Origin of the sequence: Derxia lacustris, from assembly GCF_002105195.1 — a bacterium.
Taxonomy (GTDB): Bacteria; Pseudomonadota; Gammaproteobacteria; order Burkholderiales; family Burkholderiaceae_E; genus Derxia; species Derxia lacustris.
Map to the genome: position 1 here is coordinate 186,541 of NZ_MUHU01000050.1, position 17,710 is coordinate 204,250.

Annotated in this window: 7 protein-coding genes; 1 reads left to right on the forward strand and 6 read right to left on the reverse strand. The window is 69.0% G+C overall.

Features of this window, described 5'->3' with window-relative positions:
• Nucleotides 1-545 precede the first annotated feature (545 nt).
• The 5 genes from B9P64_RS22520 to B9P64_RS22540 form a co-directional block, all read right to left on the reverse strand.
• Entirely contained in the window at nucleotides 546-3,875 is a 3,330-nt protein-coding gene (locus tag B9P64_RS22520; RefSeq protein ID WP_085318304.1) for a DEAD/DEAH box helicase, read from the reverse strand.
• 8 nt (nucleotides 3,876-3,883) lie between these two features.
• Nucleotides 3,884-5,602, reverse strand: a complete 1,719-nt coding sequence (locus tag B9P64_RS22525; protein WP_085318305.1) for an EH signature domain-containing protein — start codon at nucleotides 5,600-5,602, stop codon at nucleotides 3,884-3,886.
• Nucleotides 5,581-6,339, reverse strand: coding sequence for an OmpA family protein (locus B9P64_RS22530; protein WP_085318306.1), 759 nt, complete (start codon nucleotides 6,337-6,339; stop codon nucleotides 5,581-5,583). The genes B9P64_RS22525 and B9P64_RS22530 overlap by 22 nt, the downstream gene beginning before the upstream one ends.
• Nucleotides 6,340-6,356: 17 nt before the next feature.
• The gene (zorA, locus tag B9P64_RS22535; protein ID WP_085318307.1) at nucleotides 6,357-8,165 is read right to left on the reverse strand and encodes an anti-phage ZorAB system protein ZorA; all 1,809 of its coding nucleotides are present in this window, start codon (nucleotides 8,163-8,165) and stop codon (nucleotides 6,357-6,359) included.
• Nucleotides 8,166-8,501: 336 nt separating this feature from the next.
• On the reverse strand, nucleotides 8,502-16,376 hold the full coding sequence (locus B9P64_RS22540) for a type I secretion C-terminal target domain-containing protein (protein WP_085318308.1): 7,875 nt from the start codon (nucleotides 16,374-16,376) through the stop codon (nucleotides 8,502-8,504).
• A gap of 509 nt (nucleotides 16,377-16,885) precedes the next feature.
• Here B9P64_RS22540 and B9P64_RS22545 point away from each other — a divergent pair.
• Nucleotides 16,886-17,191 carry a PsiF family protein gene (locus B9P64_RS22545; RefSeq protein WP_085318309.1) on the forward strand — a complete coding sequence of 102 codons (306 nt, stop codon included), beginning with the start codon at nucleotides 16,886-16,888 and terminating at the stop codon, nucleotides 17,189-17,191.
• A 10-nt stretch (nucleotides 17,192-17,201) separates the two neighbouring features.
• Here B9P64_RS22545 and B9P64_RS22550 read toward each other — a convergent pair whose 3' ends face one another.
• Nucleotides 17,202-17,627 (reverse strand): hypothetical protein, encoded by a 426-nt coding sequence (locus B9P64_RS22550; protein WP_139826475.1) that lies wholly within the window; start codon nucleotides 17,625-17,627, stop codon nucleotides 17,202-17,204.
• Nucleotides 17,628-17,710: the final 83 nt, after the last annotated feature.

The following is a 17,710-nucleotide window of genomic DNA, read 5'->3' on the forward strand; positions in this document are numbered from 1 at the left end:
AATGAACCCGCGCCGCATTTGCTGCCGATGTGAAATCAATGTCGCGCCAGATGAATGGAGCGGAAATGCAGGCGACCGGGTCGGCGCCCACCTTGCCGGGATTGACGACGCAATCGGCCGCAATGCCGGCTGAACAAAGACGCAATCGCCAGTGGCCCCGGCAAGTCGGTCTGGCCGCCTTGACTGATCTTTCTATATTGCTTCAGATATAACGTAATGCAACGGCCATGCCATGAAGTCAGACAATCGGGCAGAGCGCGATCCTTGCGCTGTTGCGGCGGCGGGTGCCGGGCTGAACGGTTACATTGCGGAGAGGAACGGAGCGATGAGGCGAGAAGTGCGGGCCAGCTGCCGCGTTGCGTTATGTATGCAAGGCTACAAAAGCAACAAATCAGCCATTGCGGCTGCCTTGCAAAATATAGGAATGGGTATTGCGGAATCGATGTCAGGCATCGATCCGTTTTAGTACGCGAAGCGATGAGCGCTCCGCGCCGGACGACGGCGGCGACCAGCTCAGAGATGGGGAGCGGAGATCGGCTGCGCGACTAGCCGGGGAGCGGCTCCAGCGCCAATTCGCCGAAGTCGCGGATCGAAAGGTCGCCGGAGGCATTCAGCATGTTCTGAGCGATGCCGCGCTTCCACTCCAGCAAGCCGTGCAACACCTCGTCGAAGGACTTGAAGCCGGTGCCGGTGACGCTTGGGTAGTAGACCGTCACATCGCGTTGCTGGCCGATTCGGTAGGCACGGTCGGTGGCCTGGTCTTCCTTGGCCGGATTCCATGTGCGCGTGAAGTGCACGACATGATTGGCCTGCTGGATGTTGACCCCGAAGCCCACCGCCAGCGGCGACAGGATGATGACGTTGAAGCCGGTCGCACGCTGGAACCGATCGATCAGCTTCTGGCGGCTGTTTTCCACATCGAGCGAGGCCGAGGTGGCACCGTTGACCACATGGGCGTCGAGCTGGAAGCGCTCGCGCAGCACCCGCTGCAACAGGGTTTGCAGATCGAGGAATTCGCAGAAAACGATTACCTTCTCGCCCGGCCCGTCGACCGAGCGCTGGCGCAGTTGCTCCAGCAGCTCGACCAGCCAGCGCAGCTTGGGCGAGTCGTCCAGCAGCTGGGCGAGCGGCATGCGCAATGCGCTGTCGGGCTCCTGCCAGTACGGATCGGAGCAGATGCGGCGGATGCTGTGCAGCGTCTGGAGCTGGGCTGCGGGGTCGCTGTCCTTCTGGCGCTTGAGCGTTTCGAGTGCGGCCCAGTACATCGTCAGCTGGCGTTGCGACATCGGCAGCGCGCGGCAGGCATCGTCGACCAGCTTGCGCGGCAGGATCTTGCTGGCCACTTCCTGCTTGGTGCGGCGCAGGGTCTGCGGCTCGATCAGGTCGCGCAGTTCGCGCACGCGGGCCTGCTGTTCTTCGGTGCTGGCCTCGATCGGCTGGCGATAGCTGCGGCTGAAATGGCTCAGCGCGCCGAGCAGCCCGGGCTGGATGAAGTCGAACAGGCACCACAGGTCGGCCAGCGAGTTCTCCACCGGCGTGCCGGTGCAGGCCACGCGGAACCGCACTTTCTGCTTCTTGGCGGTACGCGTGACCATCGCGCCGGGGTTCTTGATCTTCTGGGCCTCGTCGCAAACCATGATCGACCAGGGCTGGAGCGCCAGCGTGAATTCCAGGTCGCGCAGGGTTTCGTAGGTGGTCAGCACCACGCGCGCATTGCCGATCCAGCCCTTGCGCAACAGCTTGCCGACCTGCTGGTCGGCCAGTTCGGCATCGAGCTCGCGCTGCGGCACGCGCAACTCGCGCAGCGTCGCGCCGTAGAGCGTCAGCAGCGGCAGGGCGCCTGGCTGGAAGAACTTGTCGATTTCGGCGCGCCAGTTTTCGAGCAGTGCGAGCGGTGCCACCACCAGCACCGGGTCGAGCCCGGGTTCGCGCTCGATGCACCAGGCCATGAAGCTGAGCAGTTGCAGCGTCTTGCCCAGCCCCATGTCGTCGGCCAGCAGGGCGCCACGGCAGGCCTGCGGCGAGTGGCGCCAGAGCTGCTGCAACCAGGCGATGCCGTGGCGCTGATGCGGCTTGATCTCGATTTCGGGGCGCAGCGCTGCCGGCAGTTCGGGCACGGCGTCGGGCCCGACGGCCAGCAGCGTGCTGCGCTGCTCGGCATGCTCGACCTGATCGATGTTGGGCTTGACGATCAGCCGGGTGCGCGCCTGGGGATCGGGCTCGGGCGGTTCGGGCTCGAAGCGGGCGTCGTCGACCTCCCGGCGCGCCCGGGCGAGGCTGTCGACGGCACGCTGGGCAGCGTCGAGCGGAATGGGGAAGGGCGCGCCGGGCAGCTGAACTTCGCTGGCGCCGGCGGCGCGTGCTGCCGCCACGGCACGAGCGGCGGCGTCGATGTCGTCGGGCTCGAAGCTCACGAAACCGGTCTGGCCGCCGGCCGGCGAGCGCAGCGTGATGCGGTACATCACGTTGTGCGCAAACCAGTCGAGCTCGACCGCCTTTCTGGCCACCACCGGCACGGCATAGGGCTGTTCGACGCCGATCTCGGCGATCCGGTCGGAGTAGTGCGACAGGTCGAACAATTCGGCAGCCGACCAGGCCGGCGCCGCGCGCCACTCGGCTGCCCAGGCGCGCAGCTCGCGCAGCTGATCGGCGGTCTCGGCGACGATTTCCAGGTCGTTGCCCTGCCAGCCGCAGCACTGGTGGCCGGCATCGATGCGCGCTGCCAGCCGATCGCAGAAGCGCCCGAGTTCGGCCGCATCGGCAAACGGAAGCTCCTCGACGCTGGATGCGTCGCCGAGCAGCGATTCGACCCGCAGCAGCACGCCGGCGATGCCGCCCTGGGCATCGCGTTGCAGCAGCGGTGCAAACCGTTGCAGCGCCAGCCCGGACTGGGTCAGCTGTTCCTCGATCTGGGCCTGATCGAGCGCTTCGGCCGCAGCCGGGCCGAGCACCGCGCCGGGATTGCGCATGAAGGCTTCGGCACGCGCGCCCACCACGCGCCGGCCCGGCATGCGCTTGATTTCTTCCAGCACTCGCCTGACTGGCGCATCGAGCACCACCTTGGTCATCGAGTTGCCCGCCGGCACGTTGTAGACATCCTGCGTCGGCATGCGGTCGAACTGTTCCAGCCAGCCCGGCGGCGCATTGTCGAAGCCGGGCACCACTTCGATGACCTTGTCGTCGCCGACCCGGCGCGCATTGAGATCGAGCCGCAGCTTGTCGGGCGTCAGCACCACCGTCTTGTCGAGGTAGTCCGACATCGGCGCATGCGATGCCACCGCCCAGCGCCGCAGCTGGCCCCAAGCGCGCTCGTTGGCGGCCGGGCTGCGCTCGGCGGCCGGCGTGGCGTGGAACTGGCGCAGCTGCTGGAGCAGCGCCCAGACCGGCTGCGCCAGCAGCCGCTTGCTGCCGTCGATCTCGGCCACCGCGCCGGCGAGTTGCGGCGACTGGCGCAGTGGCAGTCCCGCGCCGTCGACCCAGCGCTCGATCGCCACCACAAAGTCGGCATCGCCGAGCGAGCCGCGCGACACCAGCTCGGGCCGATGCCCGGACAGCGGCGGAATGCCCAGGCGCGGCGCCGCATCGGCATGGACCGGATCGGCCAGCAGGGCATAGACGTTCTTCCACGGCAGCAAGAAGTGGCTGCCGTGCAGCTCGCCGCAATTGTCGAGAAACAGCTGGCCCAGTCGCGCACCCAGCTGGGCCGCGCCGGGCTGGGCAAATGGCTCGGCCAGCCAGCGCTCGGCGTCGACGCCCGGCAAGCGGTAGCGAATGCCGTCGTCGGCGAATTGCAGATCGACCGCCGGCGCAATGCCCGGCGCCGGCACCGGGGCTGCCGGCGCGGGCGCGATGCGGGAGAACAGTTTCTTGAACATGCTGCGATTCACTCCTCGGCCGCGAGCCAGTAGCCGCGGCCGGGTTTGTATTTGAAACCCTGGCGGATCAATTGCAAAACCACGTCTGCATTGGCAACCGGATCGGCACGAACCCAGAGCGATCCACCCTTCGGCCGCAAATCCTCCACCGGAATCGAACTCGCTCGGCACCATTCGAGCAAGGCCCACAAGCCCTCATCGGCATATTTGTGCGCGGCGGTCGATTCGTGCGCCGAGCGCAGCGGCCGCGCCGAACCTTGCGGAACGGAAATTGCCGGCTCGCTGTAATGGCGCGGTTTGCCATCGGGCCAGAAACCGATCTTCGGGCAGATGGCCTGATCGAATTTGCTTTCCCAGGAACTGGCGTGTGAATAACGCTCGGCATTGCTGCGTGGCTTCAACACATAGATATCGAGCTGGCGCTGATCCAGATTGCCCGTGAACTTGTCGACCGGAATGGCAAAGCAGGCATTGCCGGTCACGCCAAATTCAATCAGATACCAGCTGCCGATCCGCATCACGAAAGCATTGTTCTCGCGCGTAGTGCTGCCGACCAATATCCGATCCTGTCCGGCCATGCGCGCACGCAATTGCCGGAATTCGGCGCTGCGGTTGTTGAGGGCATCGCTGCCGAGCACGAACCACATCTGCTCGATGGCATCCGCGAAACGCAGCCAGTAATCGAGCCGGCGGGTATCGCTGCGGCCGCTGTCGGACAGCAATTCAAAAAAGTCGTGGATCAGCCGGCGCTTGAGCCAGCCGTCGACCATCTGGCGCGCCGCTTCGTCCTGCACCCAGGCATCCCAGGCGGTGCGCCTGAGCCAGGGATTGCCGATGTGCTCGACGGCCAGATCGCGCAGGCGCGGATGTTCGGGACGCTCGCTGGCGCGCCGGTAGCGCCTGAGCAATTCGGCCAGCACATCGCGCCGGGTGGCGGCGCTGGGCTGCAAGTCGGTCAGGCCGGCGGCGAGCTTGAGCGCTTCAGGCAGGGCCAGCTTGAAGGCCGGATCGGTGCGCCGGCAGATGTCGCGCAGATAGGCGTGGATCACCTCCTGCCACAGCCACGACTGGCGGCTGACGCCAAGCTCGGCGCAGACGCTGGCGAACTGGCTCGACTCGCCGTGATGCAGATCGGCCACATAGGGTGCGCAGGGGTCGTCGCCGAGCAGGCTCCGATGCTCGACCAGCATCAGCACCCAGCCCGGCGCGGCCCGGCCGCCGACCGACGTGGCCACGATCGACAGGCCGGCCGACAGATAGGCCCGCAGCGACCGGAAATTGCGCTCGGTGGCCGGACCCGGCGACTCGATCCGCTCGAAGCTGAAATACGACTGGAGCAGCGCCTGATAGCAGCGCCGGAAGCGGCGTGGCTCGCTGCGCTGCCGGTCGACATCGCCCAGCACCCGGTCGATCTGGCCGGGCTCGTCGATCAGCCGCAGGCCGCCATTGCGCGGCGCCAGCGTCAGGCCGTAGCACAGGTATTTGAGCTGGTTGAAACCGGCCGGCGGGCGGCCCTGGCGAAACGCGGTCACCACATCCTGGATGCTGGCCAGCGGCGGCGCCGAGGCCATGCCGTCAAAGCTGCGCTCGACCTTGCGCAGCACCTGCGTGAAGGCCTGCGGATCGCCCCAGGGTGTGGCGCCAAACACTTGTTCGGGCGCCATCGCAGCATCGAGCCGGCGCCGCAGCGCTTCGAGCTCCGGGCTCAGTGGTCTTGGATCGGGCATCGCTCTTGCGGGTTGAGCGCCGCATCGAGTGCGGCTTCATCGACGCCGGCCGGCGCGGCGCCAGCCGCCTCCAGTTGTCGCTCGTCGCGGGTCTTGAATTCGAGCTTGAACTCGATGCGCCGGCTTTCGGCCGGGTTGTCGCGCAGCGAGTTGAACGAAGCGCCGCCGACGAAAAAGCGCTGGGCAATCATGCGGCGGTCGTCGCTGCCGAGCGGCGCGTCGGGTGGCGCGGCGGTGAGCAGGGTGCACAGCACCCGCTCCGAGCGTTGCAGGCTCAGATTCAGATTGAACAGATAGCTGCCGCTGCGGCTGGCATAGCCCTCGACCACGGCGCGCTTGAACCAGTGCTTGCCGGCCTCGCTGCTGCGCAGCCGGTCGAGTAGCAGCGGCGTGAAGCTGCGCAACAGCGCGTTCTGGGCCGGCGATAGCGTGTTCTGGCCCTCGCGTTCAAAGGTGGCGCGCGGACCGAAGTCGATGGTGGTGCCGACGACCTTCACGCCCTCGAACTGCGCCGCGACCAGCCTGACCTCCTGCATCAGCGCTTCGATGTCGGCGTGGCGCTGGGCCTCGCCGCGGTCGACCTCGGAAATCTTCTTGGTCACGGCGAGCAGGGCGACGCTCATCACCACCAGAAACAGCACCATCAGCGCCGACATCAGATCGGAGAAGGAAATCCAGAACGGCTTTTCGCCGTCGTCGCGCGGCTTGCGCGCCACCGGTGTTTGCAGATTCAGCATGGCTCAGGCCCTTGGGCTCAGGGACGGCGCGGCAGGCCGTCGAGCGTGTCGCCCAGATCCTGAATCGCGCCGCGCAGCGCTTCGACCGCCTTGCCCAGCTCCTGATGGAAGCTGGCATTGCCCTGGCGCAGGGTTTTTTCCATGCCGCTGGCAAATGCCGCGTGGCTGGCGACCAGGGTGTCGCTCACGCTCTTGAGATAACTGTCGGCCTGGGTCTGGGCCTGGGCCAGCTTGCCGGCTGCCGACTCCAGGCTGCCGACCAGCTGGGTGTTCATGCCGGCGTCGCGGCGTACGCCGTCCACCAGTGCGCGCAGCTCGCTCACCATGCCGGCCACGGCGCTGCGGGCTTCGCGCTGCTCGCCGAGGGCTTGCTGGGCGGCAGCGGTCACGTTGGCGAGCGATTTGGCCGCTGTCGTCAGCGACTCGATGCCGGCATCCACCGCATCGGCGGCCGAGCTCATGGCATTGAGGCTGGATTCCAGCCGGATCGAGGCGCCGTTCAGCCGCTCGGCGCCGCTGGCCATGCGGCCCACGTTTTCGTCCACGCCGCTGCGCATGCGCTCGACCGACGTCTGCATGGTCTGGGCGGCGGCCTCGACTGCCTGGGCCAGCGCGCCGAGCTGCTTGCCCTGGGCCGCGAGCGCCTGCTCGGCTTCGGTCGCCAGCTTCTGGGTGCGTTCGGCCACGTCGGCATTCGAGCGCTCGGACTGTGCCTGGAGCTGACGCACCAGCGCAGCACTGGTTTCGCCGAGCTCCGCAAAGGTCTTGACCATCAGCTCGGCGGTCTGGCCCTGGCCTTCCTGAACCATGCCGCGCAGCTGATCGACGAAGGTCAGCATCCGCGCATCGCTCTCGGCCTGGCGCGCGGCCATGCTTTCCATCAACGCCTCCATGCGCAGTGCCATCTTGTCGGCCGCGCCCGAGCCGGCCTGCTCGATGCGCCCGGCCAGCTGGTCGAAGCGCTGCGCCGTGGTCTGCATGGTCTGCGCGGTTTCCTTGAGCAGCTCGCTCATGCCCGACAGCTGGCCGCCGAACATGCCTTCCATGCGGCTGGCGAAGCTGGCCAGCACATCGGTGAGCAGCCGGTTGACCGCATCGCCCTGCTGGCTGCTCACGTTCTTGACCGCACCCGAAATCTCTTCCAGCGGCGCCTTGAGTCCCTCGGTGATCGAGCTGGCAATGGTCTGCGCCATCTGCGCGCTGCTGGCGGTGAGGGTGGCCATCTGCCGCTCGGTCAGCTCGGTGAGGATGGTCTTCAGATCGCTGACCAGGGCCTCCTTGATGTGCATGGCCTGGGTCGCCGAGGTCTCGCTGGCGTTGGCCAGACGCTGGAGATATTCGGCGCCGGAACCGCTTTCGAACAACTCATCGATGGCGCCGCAAAGCTTTTCGACTGCGGCATAACAATGATTGATCCACCATTTCTCGATGCCGGTCGCCAGGATGGCCAGAAAGATCGCCGAGGCTGAAACGATGAATGCATGACCGACGGCATCGAGCAATGCCTTGAGGCTTGCGCCGACTTGTTCCGGCTCGACAGCGGCATCGAAGCCCTGGAGTCCGTGAATCAGTCCAAAAAACGTGCCGATGATTCCCAGCCCGGTCATCAGGCCGGGCAAATGCTTGAAGAATTCTGAGTTGATGCGTGAGTCGATCAGGACCGATTCATTGAAGAAGGTGCTGGCAAGCGCAGTGGCACGCCAGCGCGAAACCACGAGCATGCCATCGGCGGACAGCGTCTTTTGCGGATCGAGCGTGTGCTTGTATTCATGCCAGCAATGCCGCAGCGTTTCCGATTGCTTGAATGCACTGTCGATCCGATCCATATCCACAGGGCTGCCGCCGGTGGCCGATGAAGCGAGCAGCTGGATTGCCTGGCTCAGTTCCCGAAACGTACGCCGAGCGGGAAGCAGAAAGTAGCCAATGAATGCAATCGACAAGGCGGCAAGAAATGCACCGATGATCCAAGGCACTGCGCTGAGAAAAAATTCGGACATGAATTCAGGCTGACGAATAAAGGTTAGGCAATTGCGCACAAATTGAAGTCGAAGGGGGATGAATCGCTTGCCGACTCATCCCCCTTCGCGTTTCGTGCCCGGAAATGTACGCGAAACCTTCCGCAATTCCCCGCCGAACCTCATCGAATCGCCGCGTTGGCGCAATCAAACGATGAAGATGTCCCCCGCCGTCACCGTCGCGCCGCCGAGCAGCGTGGCGACCAGCACCGCCGCATGCGCGCCCGTGCCGTCGTCGTCGTAGAACAGCTTGCCGCTGGCGGCGTCGAAGATGACGCGGTCGCCGGCATCGAGCGCTGCCTTGCCGGCGACGAAGGCCGCGGCATCCAGCGCGCCGACCGAGCCCAGGGCCGAGTAGGCGCTGCGCGCGAATTCGAGCCGGTCGTCGACCGAGCTGAAGTCGGTGATGCGGTCGGCATTGGTCGTGGCATCGGCGGCAGTGGTGAAGCGGAAGGCGTCGAGCCCGGCGCCGCCCGCGAGCGAGTCGAGGCCGGCGCCGCCGATCAGCGTGTCGTCGCCGAGGCCGCCGAGCAGCGTGTCGGCGCCGCTGCCGCCATCGAGCAGATTGGCCGCCGCATTGCCGGTGATGCGGTTGTCGAGCGCATTGCCGCTGCCGTCGATGGCGGCGCTGCCGGTGAGCACCAGCCATTCCAGATTGGCGCCGAGCTTGAAGCTGACCGAGGCCTGCACCGTGTCGATCTCGTCGGCCACAGTTGACGAATCGCTGACCACGTCGCCGAGCGAATCGACCACATAGGTATCGGCGCCGGCGCCGCCCATGAGCGTGTCGTTGCCGGCGCCGCCGTTGAGCACATTGGCCGCCGCATTGCCGGTGATGCGGTTGTCGAGCGCATTGCCGGTGCCGTTGATCGCATCGCTGCCGGTCAGGAACAGGGTCTCGACATTGGCGGTGAGCTTGTAGCTGACGCTGGCGCGCACCACGTCGATCTCGTCGGTCAGGGTCGAGGTTTCGCTGACCAGATCGCCGGCCGAGTCGACGTAATAGATGTCGTTGCCGAGGCCGCCGATCAGCGTGTCGGCGCCGGCGCCGCCGTTGAGCGTGTTGTCGGCGGCGTTGCCGGTGATGCGGTTGTCGAGCGCATTGCCGCTGCCGTTGATCGCGTCGGTGCCGGTGAGCAGCAGGTTCTCGACATTGGCGCCGAGCGTGTAGCTGATGGATGAGCGCACGGTGTCGATCTCGTCGAGCGCGGCCGAGGCTTCGATGACGACATCGGTGCTGGCATTGACCGTGTACACATCGTTGCCGCTGCCGCCGTCGAGCGTGTCGCTGCCGGCGCCGCCGTCGAGCGAATCGTTGCCGGCGCCGCCGATCAGCAGGTCGTTGCCGGCGTCGCCGCTCAGCACGTTGTCGGCCGCGTTGCCGGTGAGCGTGTTGGCCAGCGCGTTGCCCGAGCCGTTGAGCGCGCCGGCGTCGAGCACCAGGTTTTCCACATAGCTGCCGAGCTTGATGCTGACGCTGCTGCGCACGGTGTCGGTGCCGCCGCCGGCCACTTCGGCGATGGCGTCGTCGGCCGAGTCGACGAAGTACAGGTCGTCGCCGGCGCCGCCATAGAGCGAGTCGTCGCCGCTGCCGCCGTCGAGCGTGTCGTTGCCGTCGGCGCCGAACAGCCGGTCGTCGCCGCTGCCGCCGGCGAGCGCATCGTTGCCGGCACGGCCTTCGAGCCGGTCGGCGCCGGCACCGCCGTCGAGCCGGTCGTCGAACGAGCCGCCGTAAAGCGTGTCGGCGCCGTCGCCGCCGCTGCGCACCAGGGCGCCGCCGTTGGCCAGCGTGAAGCTGGCGCTGGCCGTGCCGCCGTCGGGATCGGTCACGCCGATCTCGACGAGGTAGCTGGCGACGCTGCCCGCCGGCGCAATGCCCGACAGCACATGCGTGGTGGCGTCATAGCCGAGCCAGCTCGGCAGCGGCTGGCCGCCGTCGACGGTGACGCTGAAGTTGAGCGCGGCATCGCTTTCCACATCGCGCGCCACGTCGTCGAGATCGATGCTGAAGAGCAGATCGCCGCTGTCGAAGTAGAGCTTGTCGGCCAGCGTCAGCACCGGCACGTCGTTGACCGGCGTCACCTCGAAATGCACCTGGCGCGTGGCCAGGCTGCCTTCATCGTCGGCCACGGTGTAGCTGAACACGCTGCTGCCGTTGGCATCGGCCGTGGGCGTGAACAGCAGGCCGGCGAGCTGGCCGGCGCCGATCCATTGCCCGGCCGCGAGTGCCGTGCCGTCGGCCAGCGTCAGGCTGCCGCCGGCCGGCAGGCCGTCGATGCGCACGCTCGGCGTGCCGCCGTCGGCGTCGGCGGGTGCGGTCAGGCCGAGCGGCGTGGCGCCGGCGTCTTCCAGCAGCGTGACGGTCTTGTCGTCGGGCAGCGTGGGCAGCGCGGCATTGCCGACCAGCGGCTGCACCGCCTGCACGAAATTGGCGGCGCGCAGCGTGCCCGGTGCAATCCCTTGCAGCAGCGCCAGCGTGACAAAGCCGGCGCCGTCGGCCGCGCCAGTGGCGTCCACCTCCAGCACCGTGTCGCTGCCGGAGCCGGCCAGCCGCAGATGGCCGCTGGCGAAGGGATCGCTGCCGGCCGCGAGGCCCAGCTGACTGAGGATGGCCGACAGATCGAGCCGGTCGCCGCCCGTGCCGGCGGTGAAGTCGGTGACCGTCACCGGCGCCAGCCCGGCCTGCAAGGCGGCGAGCGACAGCCGCAGCGTGTCGCTGCCGGCGCCGGTGGTGACCGTGGCGCTGGCGCCGCCGTCGAGTGCCAGATCGATGCTGTCGCTGCCGGCACCGGCGTCGATGACCAGCGCGCTGCCGCTGGCCGCGATGCTGTCGTCGCCGAGGCCGCCGAGCACGCTCGTGCCGAGCGCGGCATGCAGCGTGAGGGTGTCGTTGTCGGCGCCGCCGTCGAGCAGGCCGCCGGCGCTGGCGCCGCCGAGGTAGTCGATGACGTCGTTGCCGTTGTCGCCGCGCAGCGTGTCGTTGCCGCTGCCGAGCAGGCTGTCGGCGCCGTCGCCGCCGCTGGCGCTGTCGGCATCGGCCAGGCTGGATGGATTGGCCAGCGCATCGAGCGTGTCGTTGCCGGCGCCGCCGATCAGCGTGTCGTTGCCGCTGCCGCCGTTGAGGCTGTCGCGGCCGTCGCCGCCGTCGAGATAGTCGTCGCCGGCATCGCCGTTGAGGCCGGCGCCGGCGTAGTGCAGGCCGCTGCGGTCGGCCTCGAAGGCGGCCGTGTCGTCGCCGGCACTGCCGTAGACGGTGTCGTTGCCGGCGCCGCCAAACACCGCGTCGTCGCCGTAGTTGCCCATCAGCAGGTCGTCGCCGCCCAGGCCGAGCAGGGTGTCGCTGCCGTCGCCGCCGGCCAGCGTGTCGTTGCCGCCAAAGCCGCCGTCGAGCAGATCGTCGTCGCCCAGGCCGGCGAGGTAGTCGCCGCTGTCGCCGCCGATCAGGGTGTCGGCATCGAGGCTGCCGTTGATGCCGCGCACCGCGCTGTCGCCGGCCGGCGCGATCGCATCGACGAAATTGGCCGCGACAAAGCCGCCCGGCGCGGTGTTGGCCAGCTCGGCCACGGTGAGCCATTGCGTGCCGTCGGCCGGACCGCCGAGGTCGGCCTGCAACAGCGTGCCGCTGCCGCCCGCGACCAGCCGCAGCCAGCCGGTGGTGAAGGGATTGCCGTAGTCGTAGCCCAGCTCCGCCAGCCGGCCGAGCACGCCCGACAGGTCGATGCGGTCGCCGCCGGCGCCGGTGCTGAAGTCGGTGATGACGCTGGCGGCGAGGCCGGCCTCGACGGCACGCAGCGACAGCCGCAGCAGATCGCTGCCGGCGCCGGTCGTGACCGTGGCCGAGGCGTTGTCCCAGGCGGCCAGATCGATGGTGTCGGCACCGGCGCCGGCGTCGATGACCAGCGCCGCGCCCGAGGCCACGATGCTGTCGTCGCCCAGGCCGCCGATCAGCGTGCTGGCGTCGAGCGCGCCGGCGCCGGCCAGCAGGCTGTCGTTGCCGTCGCCGCCGTCCACGCTGAGCGCGGCGCCGCCGTCTTCGAGCGCGATGCTGTCGTTGCCGGCGCCGCCCAGCACCGTGCTGTTGCGCGCGCCGTGCAGGCTGATCGCATCGTCGTCGGCGCCGCCGTCGATCAGGCCGCCGCTCAGGCCGCTGCCGCTGTAGACGATCCAGTCGCTGCCGGCGTCGCCGCGCAGCGTGTCCTGGCCGCCGCCAAACAGCTGGTCGGCGCCGTCGCCGCCGCTGACCGAGTCGATGTCGGGCAGGCCGGCGGTCTCGTGATTGGCCCAGAGCAGGTCGTCGCCGCTGCCGCCAATGAGCGTGTCGTTGCCGGTGCCGCCGTCGATCTGGTCGCTGCCGCTGCCGCCGTCGATGAGGTCGTCGCCGGCATCGCCGTTGAGGCCGGCGGCGGCGTATTGCACGCCCTTGTAGATGTCGCCGAACCAGGCCACGTCGTCGCCGGCGCCGCCGAGCAGCGTGTCGTTGCCGGCGCCGCCGATGAGCACGTCGTTGCCGTCGCCGCCGTCGAGCGAATCGGCGCCGCCAAAGCCGAGCAGGCTGTCGTCGCCGTCGCCGCCGGCCAGGGTGTCGGCGCCGCCAAAGCCGCCGTCGAGCAGATCGTTGCCGCCCAGGCCGCTCAGGCTGTCGCTGCCTTCGGCGCCGAGCAGGCGGTCGGCGTCGCCGCTGCCGGCCAGCGTGCGCGGCGTGGTGATGCCGGTCGGCGCGATCGCGTCGACGAAGTTGTCGGCCTTGAAGGCCGAGGGCGCGAGGTTCTGGAACAGCGCCAGCGTGATCCATTGGCTGCCGTCGGCCGGCCCGCCCAGATCGGCCTGCAACAGCGTGCCGCCGTCCGCGGCCACCAGCTTGAGCCAGCCGGTGGTGAAGGGATTGCCGTAGTCGTAGCCCAGCTCGGCGAGCCGGCCCAGCACGCCCGACAGATCGATGCGGTCGCCGCCGACGCCGGCGGTGAAATCGGCGATGACGCTGGCGGCATGGCCGGCCTCGACGGCGCGCAGCGACAGCCGCAGCAGATCGCTGCCGGCGCCGGTGGTGACCGTGGCCGAGGCGTTGTCCCAGGCGGCCAGATCGATGGTGTCGGCGCCGGCGCCGGCATCGATGACCAGCCCGTCGCCCGAGGCCACGATGCTGTCGTTGCCGAGGCCGCCGATCAGCGTCGCGGCGTCGTTGGCGCTGCCGCCGGCCGCGATGCTGTCGTTGCCGTCGCCGGCATCGACGCGCAGGCCGCTGCTGCCGCCGAGCAGGCTGATGCTGTCGTTGCCGCTGCCGCCCAGCACCGTGCCGCCGAGCGCGCGCGTGATCGCAATCACGTCGTTGTCGGCGCCGCCGTCGACCAGGCCGGCGTACTGGCCCGCGCCATCGAAAGCGATCCAGTCGTCGCCGGCGTCGCCGCGCAGCGTGTCGTTGCCGCCGCCGCCGGAAATGAAGTCGATGCCGTCGCCGCCGCTGGCCGAATCGGCATCGGATTCGCCAAGGCCGCCGTGATCGACCGAGAGCGTGTCCTCGCCGGCGCCGCCGAGCAGGGTGTCGTTGCCGCTGCCGCCGTCGAGCCGGTCGGCGCCGTCGCCGCCGTCGATCAGGTCGTCGCCGGCCTCGCCGTTGAGACCGGCGCCGTTGTACTGGCGGCCCTTGTAGTCGCCGCCAAACCAGAACGCGTCGTCGCCATCGCCACCGCGCAGCGTGTCGTTGCCGGCACCGCCAAACAGCGCATCGTTGTCGGCGCCGCCGAGCAGCGAATCGGCATCGCCCATGCCGAGCAGGGTGTCGTCGCCGGCGCCGCCGTCGAGCGTGTCGGCACCGCCGCTGCCGCCGTCGAGGAAATCGTTGCCGCCCAGGCCGGCGATGCTGTCGCTGCCCGAGGTCGAGCGCAGTTCGGCGGTCGGCAGCAGGTCGGTGATGCTGTCGTCGCCATCGCTGCCGGTCACGCTGCGGCCGGCGGCGCTGCCGAACGGCGGGATGAAGTTGGCGCTGTAGTCGAAGGCGCCCGGCGCAACGCCGGCGAGGCGCGCCAGCGTGACCCACTGGCTGCCGTCGCCGGGGCCGCTCAGGTCGGCTTGCAGCAGCGTGTCGGCGCCCGACCCGGTCAGGCGCAGCCAGCCTTCGTTGAACGGATTGCCGTTGTCGAAGCCAAGCTCGGCCAGCCGGCCCAGCACCGGCGCCAGATCGAGCCGGTCGCCGCCGGCGCCGGCCGCAAAGTCGGTCACGATGCTGGCCGCATGGCCGGCCTCGATGGCGCGCAGCGACAGCCGCACGGTGTCGCTGCCGGCGCCGCCGCTCACCGTGGCCGAAGCCGCGTCGCCGAGCACGATCAGATCGGCGCCATCGCCGCCGGTCACCACCAGCGCATCGCCGCTCAGCACCAGGCTGTCGTCGCCGAGGCCGCCGGCGAGCGTGCTGGCGTCGGCACTCGACACGATGCTGTCGTTGCCGGCGCCGCCGTCCACGCTGGCGCCACTGCCGCCCGCGATGGCGAGCGTGTCGTTGCCGCTGCCGCCCAGCACCGTCGTGCCGAGCGCATCGGTGACAGTGATGCAGTCGTCGTCGGCGCCGCCGTCGGCAATGCCGGCGCCGTGCAGCGACAGCGTGTCGTTGCCGGCGTCGCCGCGCAGCGTGTCGTTGGCATCGCCGTCGAGCAGGTCGTCGCCGTCGCCACCGCTGGCCGAGTCGGCATCGGTTTCGGTCGCGGTGGCGCCGTTGGCGGCGTGCAGCGTGTCGTTGCCGGCGCCGCCGATCAGCGTGTCGTTGCCCGTGCCGCCGTCGAGATAGTCGCTGCCGGCGCCACCGTCGAGGTAGTCGCGGCCGGCTTCGCCGTTCAGGCCGGTCACGGCCCAGTCCGTGCCCTTGTAGCTGCCGCCGTAGAAGGCCGCATCGTCGCCGTCGCCGCCGAGCAGCGTGTCGTTGCCGCTGCCGCCGAGCAGCACATCGGCATCGGCGCCGCCGTCGAGCGAATCGTTGCCGGCAAAGCCGAACAGCGTGTCGTCGCCGTCGCCGCCGGCCAGCGTGTCGGCGCCGCCAAACGCGCCGTCGAGCAGATCGTTGCCGGCCAGCGCGACCAGGCTGTCGTTGCCGTCGGCGCCGGTCAGGGTCTCGGCGCCGGTCGTGCCGGTCAGGCTGCGCGCGGTGGTGTCGCCGTTCTGGTCCAGCGTGAAGACGAAGCGGCTCTTGGTCAGTGCGCTCGGCGCGATGTTGTCGAGCTGGGCGATGGTCAGCCATTGGCCGCCGTCGCCGGGGCCGTTCAGGTCCACCTGCACCAGCGTGCCGGTGCCCCAGGCCGCCAGCCGCATCCAGCCCGAAGTGAAGGGATTGCCGTAGTCGTAGCCCAGTTCATGCAGCCGGCCCAGCACCGAGGTGAGGTCGATGCGGTCGCCGTCGGCCGAGCTGAAATCGGTGATGCGCGCCGCCGCCCGGCCGGCCTCGCGCGAGCGCAGCGACAGCTCGATGGTGTCGGCACCCGTGCCGAGAGTGATGGTGCCGGTGCCGCTCAGGCCGGCCGACTGCTCCAGGTCGATCACGTCGACGCCGGCGCCGCCGTCGACCGTGTTGCCGTCGTCATGCACATAGATGCGGTCGTTGCCGGCACCGCCGATCACGGTCGACGAGCCGCCCACGTCGACGGTGTCGTTGCCGGCGCCCGCGTCGATGTAATGCGCGCTGCCCTCGGCCACGATCACGTCGGCGCCGCCGTTGCCGAAGGCCACCAGCTGGCCGCTGCCGCCGTCGAGCGTGTCGGCGCCGTCGCCGCCGATCAGGGTGTCGCTGCCGTCGCCGCCGGCCAGGTAGTCGCCAAGCGTGTCGCTGCCGAGCACCGTGTAGGTCACGGCGCTGCGCGTGCTGCCAAAGCTCACGCCGGTCACGCCAGCCCAGAGCCGGTCGTCGCCGGCGTCGCCCATCAGCGTATCGGCGCCGCTGCCGCCGTCGAGGCTGTCGGCGCCGGCGGCGCCGGACAGCCAGTCGTTGTCGCTGCCGCCGGCGAGTGAGTCGGATTGCGCGCTGCCATTAAGAGTCGTCATGACCGTCCGCTACCTGTTTCTTCTAGAGAGGAGTAGGGAAGAGTGCGGACTCACAGCAAATAGGCTCAGATTGGCTGGAGTTAGACGCAGTTCGCCCTTTCAGACAGGCTAACGGCGGGTCTTCGGTTTATTTGAGGGCAGCTGGCACGTTCATTCGAACGAGTGAGGTCTGTTTTGCAGCAGATGCGGCAGATGTCACTTGCCTCGGCTGAGTGCGGGACCGCTCAGGCGCTGCGTCCGGTACGCGTTTCGGGGCCGATTCGAGCACTAGCCTAAGCTCACAAATCCGATTCAGGCCAGTCAAAGGCCGTGCTTTCGCGCACGCGACTGCAACTGCGCAAGGCGAAGCGGTATCCAGGAAGAGGGCAGGTCTGCGTTCGTCGCGCGGCAACGACCGGCTGGCCCGGCCAGGGGCGAGCGCCGGCGGCGTGTGCCAGCATTTCCCGGTCAGTCCACCTGCTTGCGTTGCGACTGCGGCAGGAAATCACCGATCACAGAGGAATGCCGCCATGAACTTCCGCTTCGCCTTCGCCGTGCTTGCGCTCCTGCTCGGCAGCGCCCAGGCCGCCGACAAGCCGCCCACCTCGCAGCAGCAGCGCTTTGGCGCGTGCAGCAAGGAAGCCAGCAGCAAGTCGCTGGCCGGCGATGCGCGCAAGGCCTTCATGTCGGATTGCGCCAGCGGCAAGACGGCAGTCGCCGCCGCGCCCAGGACGCCACAGGAACGCATGACCGCCTGCAACAAGGACGCCGCCGCCAAGCAGCTCAGCGGTCAGCCGCGCAAGGACTTCATGTCGAGCTGCCTCAAGGCTGGCTGAGGCGCGCGGCTCAGCGCGGCGCCACCTCGTACCAGAGCTGGGCCGCCGCGATGATCGCGGTGAGCAGCAGCCCGGTGCCCAGCAGCAGCACCGCCATCGCCAGGAACACGCAGTTCCAGCCATTGCGGCTGCGCTGTCCCGAGGCCGCATTCCAGCGCGCATCCCAGCGCGCATCGGGCGTCACGCAGATGGCCAGGCTTTCGCACCAGGCAATCCACACCGGCAGCAGCGCCAGCACCGCGAGCCAGGCATGGCGCGCACTGCCCACGGCCGCAAACAGCGCCAGCCCGGCCAGCAGCGCGAGCGGATAGAGCCAGCCGCCGCGCGCCCCCAGATACCAGCGATGCGCCCCGAACGGCGCGCCGGCAAATGCCAGCGCCGCCGCAACAAAGCGCTGCCGATGCGGCACGACGGGGGAAGAAACATTGGCAGTCATGGCAGCCCGCAGGTCTGGCGCACCCGGCGCCGATGGCCGCGACTGTCGCATGCGGTTACGCGCCGACCCACGCGGGAAAGCGC